The following is a 15555-nucleotide window of genomic DNA, read 5'->3' as shown; positions in this document are numbered from 1 at the left end:
TTGTGATCGTGTTTTTTGCTGTCAGGGATTTATAAAAATATACATAACAGTCAGCTTATCAAGGCACGCAAATTTACCCATTTATTAGCGCAGACTGTTATCATAGGCGAGTTTAAATTTGAGGGGTCAAATCTTATGTTGGTTGGCTTTCTTCAAATCAAACCGTAAGCTAAGACTTTAATTTTAAAAGCTGGTATTGAACGTTGATAATTTTGGATAATTGATATGCGTCTGTCTACGGTTGACCTACAAAAGCGTCTGAACCCCACCAAGTCTAAGCGCTTACCTCTGAGTCTGACTATTTTGCTTGCTTGGGTGGCGGGGGGTATATTCTTATTTGCCCTTGCGCCCTACGGTTTCTGGCCTGTAGCCCTGCTATCACCGGCTATTTTATATGCGCTGCTATTGCCAGAGATGAGTGGCAAGCGCGCCTTTATTATCGGTGAAGCTTATGGCATGGGATTATGGTGTGTTGGGGCCTTTTGGTTATATACCTCCATCCATGATTATGGCAATACGCCGGCTTGGCTAGCATTGATTATGATCGCGCTGATGGGTTTAGCTATGGGATTATTTCATGGTTTTCTAGCGCTTACTTTTAACCGCATGGTAGGCAAGCAACCTTTTTCCTTTACCGCCCTTTGGGTATTACAAGAATGGCTAAAGACTTGGCTATTGACAGGTTTTCCGTGGCTGTTCGTTGGCTACGCCTTCACTGAAGAGTATTGGCTGTCTTCGTTAGCACCAGTTGGGGGTGTGTTTGCGGTTTCCTTCGTTGCCGTATTATTGGCAACAAGTGTGGTGGAGCTGCTACGTCGTCGCGGCGGCTACCTTATCGCCTCCGCTGCGGTATTGATAATCAGTACCTCGTTATGGCTGATTAACCCACAATGGACCCAGCCCAAAGGCACCCCAGACTTATCAGTATCCTTAATCCAAGGTAATATTCCGCAAGATTTAAAATGGTTAACGGATTATCAAGTTGAAACTCTGAATATTTACGCGACCTTGACCAGTACTGAGTGGGGGCGTGATATTGTCCTGTGGCCAGAATCCTCTATTCCGATGTTTCAGACTGAGGCTGTGGGCTTTATTAGTGAGATGGTCAAAATGGCCAATGAGACTAATACCTCGTGGATAACGGGTATTCCTTACAAAGATGAAGCCGCATACAACGCCAGTACTGATGATTATCCGCCATTTTATAATAGTGTCATTGCGCTAGGCGCTGAAGCCGATGGCTTGTATAAAAAGCAACGCTTGGTACCGTTTGGTGAATATATTCCATTTGAAGGTCTATTGGATATTTTGCCTAATCTAGCGGGTAGCCAAGATATTATGAGCTATAGTCGTGGTAGCGAGCAGCAGTCACCACTGCGTGTGCGTGGTCATAATATCGGTGTGGCGGTTTGTTACGAGGTGGCGTATCCGGACACCACTCGTAAAAACGCCATTGGTGCTGACTTTTTATTAACTATCTCAAACGATGCTTGGTTTGGTACCTCAGCAGGACCGCTACAACATTTACAAATGGTACAAATGCGTTCCCTTGAAAATGGTCGCTGGTTTATGCGTGCGACTAATACTGGTGTGACTGCGATCATTGATCATAAAGGGCGTATCGTAAAGCGCGCCCCGCAGTTCGAACGCACTGTCCTACGTGGTGATATCCAAGCACGAGTTGGCAACACCCCGTTTATGCTGTTTGGTCATTACCCCATCTTAATCATCATCGCTCTGCTCTTGCTACTAAGCTATCTTGGCAAGCGTGAACATACTCGTACGCGTTCGGGTAAATAAATAACAATCATGGTAAATATCCAATGAATATATTTTTTACTAATAATTCCTTTAAATCGTTAAGGGTTTGAACAAAACGCTATAAATTGCGATATAATAAACCGATATTTTAAATATTTTTTGTGCAAGGTGGATAAGGTATGTCAGAAGATATTGTTAAAAATAACCCCAAGAAAGAGTTCCTGTTTGCCTTAGGCGGCGTGGGCTTATTTTTGGGTATCGTATTGCTCATTGGTATCTCAGCCTTTTTGCGTCCAGCTGGTGAGCATATTACCGCTGAGCCCACAGAAGAGTCAGTCGCTGCTGACGAAGCAGCAGCAATTGCTGCAGAAGATGTTGCTGCACCGGCTGCCACTACAGAGGCCACAGCAGCCACAACTGCAGCGGTAGCAACACCCGCTGATGCGACAGTTACCCCTGCTCCAGATACTGGCGATGCGATCGTTGCTGCTGAAGCGGGTACGGCAACCGCTGAAGGAACAGCGAACCAAGCTGCTGTTGCAGATGCTGATGCGACTGCTGAACAAGCTGATGGCGACTTAGATGCGGGCAATGCTGATAAAACAACAACCATACAGTAAGTCTATACATAGCCAACTAAGTTTGTTTGGCCTACTTGGACATCCATAATTATTTGGGTATCCATAAGTAGAGTAGATATCCAATAGCTGCTCTATAACATGGCTGAGGTTTTTATACTTGCCGTCTTATAGAACTATGATACCGCTATTATCATTGCCAAAAACTCGCCCCCAGCTACTGAGGGCGAGTTTTTTTGTGGGTAGTCGTTCAATTATTAACCATTTTTTTCTTTACATGTAAACAGTCTGGTGGAACAATAACCCGCGCACATGACCACCCAACAAAATAATTAAGGGCTTGGTCATTATTAATAGTGGTATTTAAAGGAATAAATTTATGAGCACGGAACCACAATCAGAATTTAGTGCTGCTGAATTGGCAGCGCTAGAAGATGGCTTTATGGGACATCCCCAACCGCTACGTCCATTATTTTTCACAGAAATGTGGGAGCGTTTTTCGTATTATAGTATTCGTCCGCTACTGGTTTTATTTATGGTGGCGAGCGTTGGTAGCGGTGGTTTTGGCTTCGATGAAGTAACAGCTTCTGCTATCTATGGTATTTTTGCTGGCTCCCTTTATTTGGCAGCGGTACCGGGCGGCTGGTTGGCTGATAACTGGCTGGGTCAGGAGCGAGCGCTATGGTGGGGCAGCATTATAATTGCCCTTGGTCACTTGTGTATTGCGCTATCTGCTATGTTTGGTATGACGCTATTTTTCGTCGGTCTGATATGTATTGTTTTGGGTTCAGGCTTATTCAAAACCTGTATCTCAGTGATGGTAGGTGCCTTGTACCCCAAGAGTGATGCTCGCCGTGATGGCGGCTTTACTTTGTTTTATATGGGTATCAATATTGGCGCGTTATTAGCCGCGCTTATTGTCGGGGTGTTTAAAGAAAAAGGCATGTGGCACGTGGGCTTTGGGGTCGGTGGTCTGGGCATGTTAGTTTCGTTGCTGATATACCGTTTTACGGCTCAAAAAAGTCTAACGCGCTATGCGCGAGCCAAAGGTATCACTGCGGATTGGGAGCATGCTAATGAGGGTTATAAAAACGTAGGTCGCTGGGTTGCAGGATTTTTGGCTTTACTGGTTGCCATCATTGTCTTGGTATCTACTGGTATCATGCCATTCGCGCCTGAAATGGTCGCAGAGTATATGACTTATCTGATTGCAGCTGTGGTCATACTGTACTTTGCGGTTATGTTCATCTCTCCACGATTGGATAAAACAGATAAGCTGCGTTTGTTGATTTGCTTTATCCTGATTATTGGCTCGACACTATTTTGGTCAAGCTTTGAGCAGCAGCCGACTTCTTTTAACTTGTTCGCTGATAACTATACTGATCTTAATGTTTTAGGCTTTGAGATACCTAGTATATGGTTTCAGTCATTGAACCCACTATTTATCTTAATGTTAGCACCTATCGCTAGTATTCTATGGGTCAAGCTTGGCAATCGAAATCTTGAGCCGAGTAGTATGACTAAGTTTGCGCTTGGTATGCTGTTGGCCGCTGCCGGTTTTGCCCTGATGATATTTGCCTCTAAAAGTATCTTGACCAATGAAGGTGGGTTGGCGTCACCTTTATGGTTAGTGGGTAGCCTATTCCTCTTGACCCTTGGTGAGTTGGCGCTCAGTCCTGTTGGCTTGTCGGCAATGACTAAGCTTGCGCCAAAAGGTATGCAAGGCCAGATGATGGGGCTTTTCTTTGCCTCTATAGCGCTGGGTAACTTGGTTGCTGCCTTCTTTGGTGGCCATGTGTCAGCTGATAAAATTGAAGGGTTACCGGGTTTGTTTACGACCATGACCATCTTCTTGGTGGTCACTGCTATTATACTGTTAGCATTAGCCAAGCCGGTTAATAATATGCTTAAAAAGAGCGAGCGTGCTGATCAGCTTAGCTAATTGATAAGATGTATTAAGATATATTCGTGAATGACAACCGCATAATTTACGTGTGATAGGACGTGTTACCCTCATCGGTAGCACGTTTTTGTTATCTAATTGCTCATATATTTTTATTAGGCTATTGAAAGCTTAGTATCTGCCCAAACATCTAATGACAGGCTTTCGTAATAACATCACGTTTATCTGGCCATCTTTATATATCGTATCGCATTTATCCTCGATGTTTTTGTTTTTAGCAAACTGAATTATAGTTAAAACACCTTAAAAACGCGACGGTACTGCTGGTATAAGATTTTTGCAGCCTCTGTCTGCGTAGGCACAGCAAGCAAGAAAAACGTATGCCAGCAGTAAGTTATGTATCGATATTACTTTTCATTGACTATATTTGCTTAGATTTAGATAGTGTTTGTCGTTATTAAAGACTAACTATAAGTTTAACTGCTCAAATAAAAAGACTGTCTATAGTCAACTTATGATGGAAATTTTCTGAATAATAAATAAGGAATAACTTAATGAATAAGCAAAATATTCATGATCGTATCGATAACTTGCGCCAAGCATTGGTTGAGCAAGATTTGACAGCCATTATTGTGCCCTCAGCCGATCCTCATCTATCTGAGTATTTACCAGAATACTGGCAAGCGCGACAGTGGCTGACCGGATTTACCGGTTCAGTCGGCACCTTAGTGGTGACTGCTGACTTTGCTGGGTTATGGACCGATAGTCGCTACTGGGTGCATGCTGCTGATCAGCTAGAAGGTACGGGTATCAGCTTGGAGAAACTTGCTCCTGGTCAGCCCAATCATATCGTCTGGCTAGCTGGACATCTACAAGAGGGTGATAGTGTGACAGTTGATGGTAATGTCCTGTCTATCGCCGAGCAAGATAAGCTGCTAAATGCTTTTGACGCCAATGACATTACCCTCATTACGGATCGTGATGTGCTTGATGACGTTTGGGCAGACCGTCCAGCGCTACCAACAGCAAAATTGTACGTGCATAATGCTCAGTTTGTTGCGCAATCAGTAACTTCAAAGCTTGCCGCGGTACGAGAAGGCATGAAGGAAGCAGGTGCGACTCACCATTTGCTATCAAGCTTAGATGATATCGCCTGGCTGACCAATTTACGCGGTGCTGATATCGATTACAATCCGATATTTTTATCGCATTTGCTTATTAGTAGCGACAATGCAACCTTGTTTATCGATAACAATAAAATCAGTAGCGAAATTGAGCAAGGCTTAAAAGATAGTGGTTTTACTCTGGCTGACTATAATGCCGTACAGGATGCACTAGGCGCGCTTACGCCTGAGGACTTATTGTTATTAGACCCAAGTAAAGTTGCTATCGGTACCTTGTCAAAAATAGCAGATGACGTGGGCTTTATTGAGCAAATGGCGCCCAGCTCGTTACTTAAATCAGTTAAATCAGATGCTGATATTGATCATGTCCGTGAAGCGATGCGCCAAGATGGAGCTGCCTTATGTGAGTTCTTTGCCGACTTTGAGCAGCGTTTAGCCGATGGCGAACGTTTAAGTGAGCTTGATGTTGACAGTATGTTAATAGCAGTACGTAGTCAGCAACCGCATTATGTCTCACCGAGCTTTCCAACGATTGCTGGCTTCAATGATAATGGCGCATTGCCGCATTATCGTGCGACGCCAGAAAAGTTCAGCTATCTTGATGTTGCCGAGGGCGAAGGCGGTTTGTTATTGATTGACTCCGGCGCCCAATATCAAAACGGTACCACCGATATCACGCGCGTGGTTGGTATTGGCCAAGTGAGCGACGCGCACAAACGTGACTTTTCGACTGTGCTTAAAGCGCATGTTGCCCTTGCACGCGCCAACTTCCCTGATGGGATTGCCTCACCATTGATCGATGCCATTTGCCGTGCCCCATTATGGCAAGCACAGATGGATTATGGTCATGGTACCGGTCATGGCGTTGGTTTCTTTTTAAACGTTCACGAAGGCCCACAAGTTATTGCCTATAGTGCCAGCACGCCTAAAGAGCGCGCGATGAAAGCCGGTATGATTTCAAGTAATGAGCCGGGCTTATATCGTGAAGGTAAGTACGGTATTCGTATTGAAAATTTGATGGTCAATAAGCGTGTTGCTCAGCCTACAGAAACTGATTTCGGTGATTTTCTGAACTTTGAAACCGTAACTTACTGTCCAATCGATACTCGTTTAATCGAAAAGTCATTATTAAGCGATGTAGAAGTAGATTGGTTAAATAATTATCATAAGCAAGTCTATGCTGAGCTAAATAGCCGCGTTAAAGGGGCTGCTCTTGAGTGGCTAACCGAGCGCACAAAGGCAATATAAAACAGCTATTAGAACATTGTTACAATACTAAAAGTAACGTAAAAAAGCGCCCAGTAAATGATTTACTGGGCGCTTTTTTGTTTAGAAATTTAACTAAGTGCTATATAGTCGATGAAAAGTAATATCGATACATAACATACTGCTGGCATAAGTTTTTCTGGCGTGCTGTTCGCCAGCATGACATAAGCTACAAAACGTTTGTTACAGTAGCATCTTATTAGCACTGTACCGTTTCTAAATTGGATTGACTATAGCGACTAATGGCTGTTGTTATTAGCAGGCTTACTTTTTAATAGTATTATTTCTTATTATTTCTTATTATTTTTTATTATTTATATCAACAGCTGAATCTTGTGCGGTCAATTGCTGGGTAACCTCAGCACGTAGCCAAGACTTTAAATTCTCAGACATTTGCGCCATCTGTTCGCTTAAGTAATCATCAACGTGTATTTCTAACTCATGGATCAAGCTTTCATGAGCGGCACTTAGTTTAAGGTCTTTTAGAGATAGGTCAATTACTGAACTCTGGTTCAGCTTGTCTGTAAGCGCTTTGATATGGCTATCATTGGTCGCGTTATCTTCAGTACGGGCTTTATCATCAGCTAATTTATTGTCATTTTCAGTCAGCGTAGCGTTGCTAATTGAGTCGTCAGCCTCATTTTGATGATCTTGATGATCTTGATGATCTTGAAGGTTATCGGTGCTGTTACTATTAATATTTGCTCGATTCGTAGCTATTTTATTTTTTTTAGTTTGCACTTCTTCTGTTTCTTGCAAAATCTGGGCTTCTTTGTGTTCTTTTTCAACTTTCTCTTGCTGCTCTTTTAGACGCTCTTGCTCAGCAGTAGCTCGGTATTGCGCTTGTTTGTCAGCGATTTTCTTGGCAGCAGCTTGTTCAGTATCATGAGTTTTGTATAAGGCCTCAAGATGAGCATCTAAATCAGGAGCGTTAAAAACGAACGCTTCAAATGGAGTATCTGTCTGTAGTAAGGAAGTGATATCGGTGAGCTCTTGAATAATCGCTGCACGTATCGGCTCTGGCGCACGCGTCCAACGCTGATAAAATTGATGGGAAAATGAATAGCTTGACATGGTTTCTTCCATATATATTCCAAAAATTACCCCTTATCATACGCAAGTACGATAAGGGGCTGCAAGGGGACAAACGTAGCAAATATGACGTTATCGTTACATTGATAGTATCATGAGACGCTGGGTTTCAATACCTTTAGGATCGCTCTTATGCCAAGTATCACGACCAGCGCGCAAAGATTAAGGAACCGTTAGTACCACCAAAACCAAAACTATTAGAGACGGCATACTGCAAATTATCAACTTTACGTGATTGGTGGGGTACGTAGTCAAGATTGCAGTTGTCTCCAATATTATCTAGATTAATGGTCGGTGGTACGTGCTGATGCTGCAAAGCAAGTACGGTAAAGATGGCTTCAATACCGCCGGCTGCACCTAGCAGATGACCGGTCATTGACTTGGTTGAGCTGACCAAAATACTGTCTTTGATAGGAGCAAATACGGTCTCAATCGCTATTGATTCAGCGACATCTCCCGCAGGCGTGCTGGTGCCGTGCGCGTTAACATAACCGACAGCAGATGGCTCGATACCAGCATCATTAAGCGCATTTCGCATCGCCCGCGCTGCACCACTACCATCTTCAGGGGGCGAGGTAATATGGCTGGCATCATCACTCATGCCAAATCCGACCAGCTCAGCTAATATCGTCGCGCCACGCTCTTTGGCATGAGCCAAGCTCTCTAACACCATGACACCCGAGCCATCACCCAGTACAAAACCATCACGATCTTTATCGAAAGGACGCGAGGCTTTAGTTGGTTCGTCATTACGAGTAGAGAGCGCGTGCATCGCCGCAAAGCCTGACATACCAAGAGGGCTTGAGCCTTTTTCGCTACCACCAGCAATCATCACATCGGCATCGCCATAAGCAATTAAGCGTGCGGCTAATCCAATAGCATGGGTGGCAGTTGTGCATGCAGTTGAAGTGGCAAGATTTGGGCCCTTTAGGGTGTGTTTGATTGCCACGATACCGGCCGCCATATTAGCGATAGAGCCGGGGATAATAAAAGGTGAGACTTTTTTAGGGCCTTTATCATTTAGCATGGCACAGCTGTCTTCAATGGTTTGAATACCGCCAATACCCGACCCTATAATGACGCCAAAACGCTCTTGATCCACGCCATTTACAGGGGTGTCAGCAGCGCTAATCTCATCGATATAGCCGGCATCTTTTAAGGCCATGGTCGTTGCCGCCACCGCATAATGTATAAAATCGTCGTAGCGACGTGCGTCTTTAACGCTCACATATTGCTTGGCGTCGAAGCCCTTAACCACGCCTGCTATTTGAGCCCGATATTCAGTAGCATCGAAATGTGTTATCTGCGCGATACCGCTTTCACCATTGAGTAGGCTGGTCCAGGTGCTTTCGACATCCAGCCCCAGTGGCGTAACGGCGCCCATACCCGTGACCACTATCCGAGTCTCATCAGAGCGCTCATAATGGGGTGGCTTATGACGACGCGGATTTTGATTCGGCTTTGTGGCCGTATTATTGGCTTGCGACGTAGGTAAACTGCTATGTTGGCTCATGCGCTATGTCCTATACTTGCGGTCCTAAAAGGATGATATTTTACTTTTGTTATATAGCTACTGTTTAACAGGGTCATATTATTTATAGCGTTATATGCGTATTTTAGCAACCATTATAAAGCACATTAGTTTACGACTGTAAACTTAAAGTAACCAATGAGGTCGATAAGGCAAGATAAAGACTAGCATTAGCTGATGGCAATAGCATTAGTTTACTCAATATTTATAACATTCTATTCATTAGGCCAAACAGAATTAAGCGAAGCAAACCTGGCCCAGTACCACGCCTTTATTAGCACCCGTCACCGCCGGTAAGTTGCCCACTTCTCCCATTAGCGTCTGTCGTGCCAGCCATGCAAAAGCCACTGCTTCCACCCATGTTGGATCGAGTCCCAAGCTTGCAGTGGTCTCGACACTACAATGTGGCAGGTGTGCTTGAATTCGTGTCATTAAATAATCATTAAGCGCGCCGCCGCCACAGATATAAACTTCGCCTTTTACTGCTTCATCTCTTATAAACTGTCTCATTTGATTACTGGCTGTTATCGCGGTTAGCTCAGTGAGAGTTGCCTGCACATCGGCTGAAGAGTAACGTGTATTAGCAGCTGCTTGATCAAATGTCTGTAGCTCGGCTTGTAGCCATCCTAAATTAAAGTCTTCGCGTCCGGTAGTTTTAGGACAAGCCTTGGCAAAGAAAGGATGCATTAACAACTGGTTCAGCAACGTTTCAATCACTTGCCCAGACTGTGCCCATGCGCCGCCTGCATCATAATTTTTACCGGTATGTAATGCCGCCCATGCATCCAACAATAAGTTAGCGGGACCGGTATCATAACCGATGATTTGCGCTGTTGCTTGTTGCTCATTTTGACTACTAGAGTGCCCATCCGTAGAGTGTGCTAGAGAGTTTGCTGGCAAGACTGTGATATTTGCAATGCCACCTAGATTAAGTAGCACACGAGTGGTGCTAGGGGAAGCAAATAGCGCTTGATGAAAGGCTGGAACTAATGGTGCGCCTTGGCCACCGACCGCCATATCACGACGGCGAAAGTCACTGACTACACTGATTCCCGTACGTTCAGTAATAATATTAGCATCAATTAATTGTAGCGTAAAACCCATCTGTGGGCGATGGCGAACCGTTTGTCCATGACAGCCGACTGCTAAGACTGATTCCGCATCAATATCAACTTGCTGCAATAAAGTATTGACCACTTCGCTGGCAAACTCCCCATACATACGACTTGCCCAGCCGAACCAATCTAGCTCACCACAGTTATTATCAGGTTCATCGTCTTGAGGAATTAAATCTTTCACCCCGTTTGGCCGACATAAAGCCAGTAGCACCTCACGTAAACGCGTTGGAAAATCTTGACTGTAAGTGGCCAATAATTGCATGGGAGCGGAAGTATTCGTATTATTACTGTCAGCATTGACATTAGAACTGAACTGACATAACACTGCATCCATGCCATCTAAGCTAGTGCCTGACATCATACCGATATATAAGCCATCATCGAAGCTTTCAAATACCGTTTGCTCAAGAGTATCGGTAAGCGTGGCATAATCTGTGTCCTCACTATTATTTGTGGCCACATCCTGATGTAAGAAATTTGCATTATCAGCAGTAGGTGCAGGGTTGGTCATGGCAATTTACCTTAAAAAACGCTAGTATATCTGCCAAATTCTAACATTTTTTTATGCATCTTCAAGGTTCTAACGCTTTTAGAGGTGCTAATCGTTAAATAGAAACTATAAACAGAGAAAACTATGATCAATCCATCACATACCCTAGAAGAACAGCTGGCCCTTATCCAACGTGGTACCCAAGAGATTTTATCGCAAGAGGACTTAATTGCTAAGCTTAAATTAAATCGTCCGCTACGTATCAAAGCTGGCTTCGATCCTACTGCGCCTGACCTACATTTGGGTCATACGGTATTGATTAATAAGCTCAAACACTTTCAAGATTTAGGCCATGAGATTTATTTCCTAATCGGCGACTATACGGCCAAAATTGGCGATCCTTCTGGCAAAAATAATACCCGTCCGCCATTGACCGTTGAGCAAATTAAAGCCAATGCTGAAACTTATGCTGAGCAAGTCTTTAAGATTTTGGATAAAGAAAAAACTCGTGTGGTCTTTAACTCTGATTGGTTTAACGACATGTCAGCGGCAGATATGATTCAGCTTGCCAGCCAGCAAACGGTTTCACGAATGCTTGAGCGTGACGACTTCTCCAAACGCTATGCGGCCCAAACGCCCATCTCTATCCATGAATTCCTTTATCCATTAGTACAAGGTTATGATTCTATCGCGCTTAAAGCGGATGTCGAGCTTGGCGGTACTGATCAGACTTTTAATCTATTGATGGGTCGTACTTTGCAGGGCCGTTATGGTCAAGAACCACAAGTTTGTATTACTGTACCGATTTTAGAAGGCTTGGACGGCGTCAATAAAATGTCCAAATCCTTGGGCAACTACGTGGCCATCTATGACTCACCAGGTACGATGTACCAAAAAATCCTATCTATGCCAGATACGTTAATCCGCCGCTACTTTGAGTTTTTAAGCTTTAAACCGATGGAAGAAGTCGAAGGCCTAATGGCAGAAATGGAAAAAGGTCGCAACCCACAAGAAATCAAGCGGGTCTTAGCCGAAGAATTGATTGAGCGTTTTCATGATGCTGATGCCGCAGTCAATGCCCATAAGTCAGCCGGTAACGTCTTAGCCGATGGTGAATTGCCCGTAGATTTACCAGAAGTGACGTTGGACTTAGAAGGTCAAGACGCGCTGTTTATCACGCAGATACTAAACCAAGCTGGACTTACCAAAAATAGCTCAGCCGCTAAAGATATGATAAAACGTGGCGCGGTAAAAGTAGATGGCGAAGTGGTCGATGGTGGCTTTAGCTTAGCCTCTGGGCAAACAGTGGTAATCCAAGCTGGCAAGAAGGCGTATGCGAAAGTGACTGTGAGTTGATAATGAATAAAGTGAAAATTCTTAAAGCACTCAGACAAGATTTTCAAGACTTAACTTATGAAAACTATGAGAATCAAGAAAAACTATCTATTAGATTTACAGCATTGATCAGTAAATTTTTGGATAGTAAATCAGCTTATATTGATAAGTTCAATAATGTTAGCTTTACTCCTATAATATACACTTTTGGTGGTAGTGCTGAGCATGCTAAATCTAAGGAGGCATGGACCGCTGGGCATGAATATGCCTTACAGATTATGGATGATATAATAGAGGATGTAGAGTTGTTTGATTCTATAGACAATGGAACTACGAAAAAAGAAGAGCCTAATAAAGATTACTCAAAAGTTTTTATTGTTCACGGACATGATGATGGGGCTAAAAATGAAGTAGCAAGGTTTATTGAAAAGTTGGGTCTTGAGGCTATTATTCTTCATGAGAAAACTAGCTCTGGAGATACAATTATAGAGAAAATTATAAGATACTCAAATGTTGGTTTTGGTATTGTGCTTTATACTCCATGCGACGTTGGGAGCATAAAATCTGAAACACAGAGTCTTAAGCCAGGAGCCCGACAAAATGTGATTTTTGAACATGGTTTTTTGATGGGGAAAATTGGTAGAAAAAATGTCATTGCTCTGGTTAAAGATAATGTTGAAATATCAAATGATATTTCTGGTGTAGTCTATGAATCTATGGATACAGGCGGTGCTTGGAAATATAAGATTGCTAAAGAAATGAAGGATCTTGATTATGACATCGATATGAATAAAATTGATTGATTAAAACCGTATATGATAAATTTTTCTGTACTATTTTGAAATATATTAAATATAAGTAACCTTATGATACAAATCCAAACCATACCCCAAGGTATCTACCGCCACTATAAAGGCAGTCTGTACCAAGTTTTGCACACCGCACATCATTCTGAAACTGAAGAGTCGTTAGTCATCTATCGTTGTCTTTACGGTGAATACGGCGTTTGGGTGCGTCCATTAGCGATGTTTACTGAAATGGTCACACGTGACGGTAAGCAAGTACCACGGTTTGAGTTGATTAAAGCTTTAGTGGACTAATTCTAAAAATTGTCGTATGAGATATCTACCAAAAAAAGCGACCAGTTAAGGTCGCTTTTTTCATTCATTACGGATCAATAATCAATCGTTCAAAAAATCAATCAATACTTGGTTAAACTCTTTTGTATGAGTCACATTATTACCGTGCGGGCCACCTTCAATGATATGTAGCTGACTGTCTGCAATCATATCGTGCGAGCGCTGGCCACTGACTTCAAATGGAACGATCTGATCCGCATCGCCATGAATTACTAACGTAGGCACATCGAATGCTTTTAGGTCATCACGAAAATCAGTATAAGCAAATGACTTGACGCAATCGTAAGTGGCTTTAGGGGAGGCAAACGCAGCAATTTCACGGTGATACAGGCGCAGAGGTTTACTCACTAATAACTTACCATCTTTCGGGGTAAAAAAGGTCTTAGTGAAGTCATTTAAAAATGCGATGCGGTCACCGCTCACGCCATCTAGGAACTGCTGAACATCTTGCTCTTCCAAACCACCATCCGGATTGTCATCGGCCTTAAACAAATAAGGCGGAACTGCAGAAGCCAGTACCGCTTTACTGACACGGTCTGATCCATACTGACCAAGATAGCGAGCAACTTCACCGCCACCCATCGAGAATCCAACAATCGCTGCATCTTTTAGATTAAGTTCTTCCATGAGTGCCTTTAAGTCTTGCGCCAAAGTATCATAGTCATAACCCTCCCACGGCTTAGAGGATTGACCGAAACCGCGTCTGTCATAAGTGATCACTTGAAAACCAGCTTCGACAAGGGGAGTGATTTGTGGTTCCCATGAACGTCCGCTGAGAGGCCAGCCATGGATTAAGACTACAGGCCTGCCAGTACCTTGGACTTCGTAATACAAATCGATAGGTTGATTAGCTTGAGTTGCAACCGTAACGTAGGGCATGGTTTCGTCCTTTTAGAATGAGTAAATCAATATAAATATAGTAATATTAGTCGTGAAATTTAGTGACGTTAATTACAAGATAATGTTGATTGGTGCTACTGAGTATAAAGGGCAGCGAAACTAGTTACTATGAGGTGTTGTATAGTCATAGTGTCAATCACACTCTTCTTTATGTTGAAACGTAACGAAATAACTAATCTTGCAAGAATCTCTTCAATACTTTATAAAATTTTACCGGCTCATCGAGCGGCACCGCGTGCCCAGATTTTGGCAATACCACCTCGGTCGCGTTGGGCAGCATCTGAGTAACTTTGCGTTGCCATTCTGGGTTATATAGCTGGGAGCGACCGCCGATTAAGTTCATTACGGGAATGGTCAGTGTCTCCGCCACGTCCCGAAAGTCATAGGGGAGCGCCAAGTACGCTTGCAGGCAGTGCATCTTATGCTTCCAGGTGTCATGATTATAAAACACCAGTTGGTGATCCGTTTGGTGAGTCATTAGATGAATAAAGGCTTGGGAGCGCGGCCGACTCGCGGACAATAGGGAAAACATGCGCTCGGTATCTGTGGTGCGTCGCTTTAAGGAATGAGGGAGGTGGGTAAAGCTGTCAAAATGCTCATAAGCCAACCCCGCATCAAGCACTTCCTGAAATATATCAAACACTTCGGACTGACGCGCGCCAAAGAGCCCACCTTGCCAATTTGATTGGTTATGAACCGTAGGGGTTTGATCAATATTGAGGTAGCGGCTGACTCGATCGGATCCGTAGCGACCAAAATAAGCCCACATCACTTGCGCCCCCATAGAAATTGCAGCTACAGGGATAGAGATAAGGTTGCGCCAACTACAGATTTGCTCAATGACCGCATTGATATCTTCGGAATATTGGCCAAGGAAATCAAACTGGGTGAGTGGAATAGACTGGGCGAGGCCGAATCCGCGAAAGTGCGGCAGATAAAATTGATACTTAGTGGTCAGTGGCAGTATAAAGGGTAGGAACTCACGCGCATCCATACCGTAAGCGTGTAGTACTAACACAGGCTGACCGCTACCAATCACAGAGACCGGTAGCAGCGCTCCATTCGAAGCAGCAATATTAATGGTCCGTAGTTGGTATTGAGATAGAATGCTAATAATCATATTTTAACACCTCGGCGCAGAATTCCCCTACTTCTAAAGTAGTGGGATGAATGCGTATTTTTGGGTTACTATTTGGTGTATTTGTTATAATTAATAATTATACCGCCAATGACAAACAACTTCCATATGAGCAAACAAATCCTTAAAGCCTATAAAATCAGACTGTACCCGACAGAGGATCAACAAATACTCTTTGCT

General features: G+C 43.5%; 13 protein-coding genes. 8 read left to right on the top strand and 5 right to left on the bottom strand.

From position 1 onward, the window contains the following. The first annotated feature begins 225 nt into the window (after positions 1-225). The 4 genes from lnt to RCH20_RS08200 all read left to right on the top strand — a co-directional run bounded on the left by lnt (position 226) and on the right by RCH20_RS08200 (position 6614). Positions 226-1800, top strand: a complete 1575-nt coding sequence (gene lnt, locus RCH20_RS08215) for an apolipoprotein N-acyltransferase (RefSeq protein ID WP_327193249.1) — start codon at positions 226-228, stop codon at positions 1798-1800. Positions 1801-1940: 140 nt separating this feature from the next. After that, complete coding sequence (locus RCH20_RS08210) at positions 1941-2381, top strand: hypothetical protein (protein WP_327193248.1); 441 nt, start codon at positions 1941-1943, stop codon at positions 2379-2381. Between the two features lie 337 nt (positions 2382-2718). Further along, positions 2719-4281 carry a peptide MFS transporter gene (locus RCH20_RS08205; RefSeq protein WP_327193247.1) on the top strand — a complete coding sequence of 521 codons (1563 nt, stop codon included), beginning with the start codon at positions 2719-2721 and terminating at the stop codon, positions 4279-4281. A gap of 515 nt (positions 4282-4796) precedes the next feature. Next, positions 4797-6614, top strand: coding sequence for an aminopeptidase P family protein (locus RCH20_RS08200; RefSeq protein WP_327193246.1), 1818 nt, complete (start codon positions 4797-4799; stop codon positions 6612-6614). Positions 6615-6932: 318 nt separating this feature from the next. On the opposite strand, the gene RCH20_RS08195 is transcribed toward RCH20_RS08200, so the two are convergent. The 3 genes from RCH20_RS08195 to RCH20_RS08185 all read right to left on the bottom strand — a co-directional run bounded on the left by RCH20_RS08195 (position 6933) and on the right by RCH20_RS08185 (position 10884). After that, complete coding sequence (locus RCH20_RS08195) at positions 6933-7718, bottom strand: hypothetical protein (protein ID WP_209956260.1); 786 nt, start codon at positions 7716-7718, stop codon at positions 6933-6935. A 148-nt stretch (positions 7719-7866) separates the two neighbouring features. Then, on the bottom strand, positions 7867-9237 hold the full coding sequence (fabF, locus tag RCH20_RS08190) for a beta-ketoacyl-ACP synthase II (protein ID WP_327193245.1): 1371 nt from the start codon (positions 9235-9237) through the stop codon (positions 7867-7869). 255 nt (positions 9238-9492) lie between these two features. Beyond that, a complete protein-coding gene (locus RCH20_RS08185) occupies positions 9493-10884 on the bottom strand; it encodes an anhydro-N-acetylmuramic acid kinase (protein WP_327193244.1) in 1392 nt (463 codons plus the stop codon). 123 nt (positions 10885-11007) lie between these two features. On the opposite strand from RCH20_RS08185, the gene tyrS reads away from it, so the two are divergent. The 3 genes from tyrS (at position 11008) to RCH20_RS08170 (ending at position 13298) form a co-directional block, all read left to right on the top strand. Continuing rightward, the gene (tyrS, locus tag RCH20_RS08180; protein ID WP_327193243.1) at positions 11008-12219 is read left to right on the top strand and encodes a tyrosine--tRNA ligase; all 1212 of its coding nucleotides are present in this window, start codon (positions 11008-11010) and stop codon (positions 12217-12219) included. 2 nt (positions 12220-12221) lie between these two features. Next, a complete protein-coding gene (locus RCH20_RS08175; RefSeq protein ID WP_327193242.1) occupies positions 12222-13001 on the top strand; it encodes a nucleotide-binding protein in 780 nt (259 codons plus the stop codon). A 63-nt stretch (positions 13002-13064) separates the two neighbouring features. Beyond that, positions 13065-13298, top strand: a complete 234-nt coding sequence (locus RCH20_RS08170) for a DUF1653 domain-containing protein (RefSeq protein WP_327193241.1) — start codon at positions 13065-13067, stop codon at positions 13296-13298. A gap of 81 nt (positions 13299-13379) precedes the next feature. Here the strand turns inward: RCH20_RS08170 and RCH20_RS08165 are convergent, their stop codons facing one another. Continuing rightward, the gene (locus RCH20_RS08165; RefSeq protein ID WP_327193240.1) at positions 13380-14216 is read right to left on the bottom strand and encodes an alpha/beta fold hydrolase; all 837 of its coding nucleotides are present in this window, start codon (positions 14214-14216) and stop codon (positions 13380-13382) included. A gap of 193 nt (positions 14217-14409) precedes the next feature. After that, a complete protein-coding gene (locus tag RCH20_RS08160; RefSeq protein WP_209956268.1) occupies positions 14410-15357 on the bottom strand; it encodes an alpha/beta fold hydrolase in 948 nt (315 codons plus the stop codon). 108 nt (positions 15358-15465) lie between these two features. Between RCH20_RS08160 and RCH20_RS12495 the strand changes: the two genes are divergently transcribed. After that, the coding region (locus tag RCH20_RS12495) for a helix-turn-helix domain-containing protein (RefSeq protein ID WP_442793122.1) at positions 15466-15555 on the top strand (90 nt) is incomplete at its 3' end.

Origin of the sequence: Psychrobacter sp. PL15 (assembly GCF_035984995.1) — a bacterium.
In the GTDB taxonomy this organism is placed as follows: domain Bacteria; phylum Pseudomonadota; class Gammaproteobacteria; order Pseudomonadales; family Moraxellaceae; genus Psychrobacter.
The sequence above is the reverse complement of the archived record's forward strand: the minus strand, read 5'-3'. Positions and strand labels throughout refer to the sequence as shown.

Excerpts from the sequence above, each read along its gene's own strand:
- RCH20_RS08200 (WP_327193246.1), top strand. The coding sequence starts at position 4,797 with ATGAATAAGCAAAATATTCATGATCGTATCGATAACTTGCGCCAAGCA.
- RCH20_RS08170 (WP_327193241.1), top strand. The coding sequence starts at position 13,065 with ATGATACAAATCCAAACCATACCCCAAGGTATCTACCGCCACTATAAA.
- RCH20_RS08205 (WP_327193247.1), top strand. The coding sequence starts at position 2,719 with ATGAGCACGGAACCACAATCAGAATTTAGTGCTGCTGAATTGGCAGCG.
- RCH20_RS08195 (WP_209956260.1), bottom strand. The coding sequence starts at position 7,718 with ATGGAAGAAACCATGTCAAGCTATTCATTTTCCCATCAATTTTATCAG.
- RCH20_RS08160 (WP_209956268.1), bottom strand. The coding sequence starts at position 15,357 with ATGATTATTAGCATTCTATCTCAATACCAACTACGGACCATTAATATT.
- RCH20_RS08175 (WP_327193242.1), top strand. The coding sequence starts at position 12,222 with ATGAATAAAGTGAAAATTCTTAAAGCACTCAGACAAGATTTTCAAGAC.
- RCH20_RS08165 (WP_327193240.1), bottom strand. The coding sequence starts at position 14,216 with ATGCCCTACGTTACGGTTGCAACTCAAGCTAATCAACCTATCGATTTG.
- RCH20_RS08185 (WP_327193244.1), bottom strand. The coding sequence starts at position 10,884 with ATGACCAACCCTGCACCTACTGCTGATAATGCAAATTTCTTACATCAG.
- tyrS (WP_327193243.1), top strand. The coding sequence starts at position 11,008 with ATGATCAATCCATCACATACCCTAGAAGAACAGCTGGCCCTTATCCAA.
- lnt (WP_327193249.1), top strand. The coding sequence starts at position 226 with ATGCGTCTGTCTACGGTTGACCTACAAAAGCGTCTGAACCCCACCAAG.
- fabF (WP_327193245.1), bottom strand. The coding sequence starts at position 9,237 with ATGAGCCAACATAGCAGTTTACCTACGTCGCAAGCCAATAATACGGCC.
- RCH20_RS08210 (WP_327193248.1), top strand. The coding sequence starts at position 1,941 with ATGTCAGAAGATATTGTTAAAAATAACCCCAAGAAAGAGTTCCTGTTT.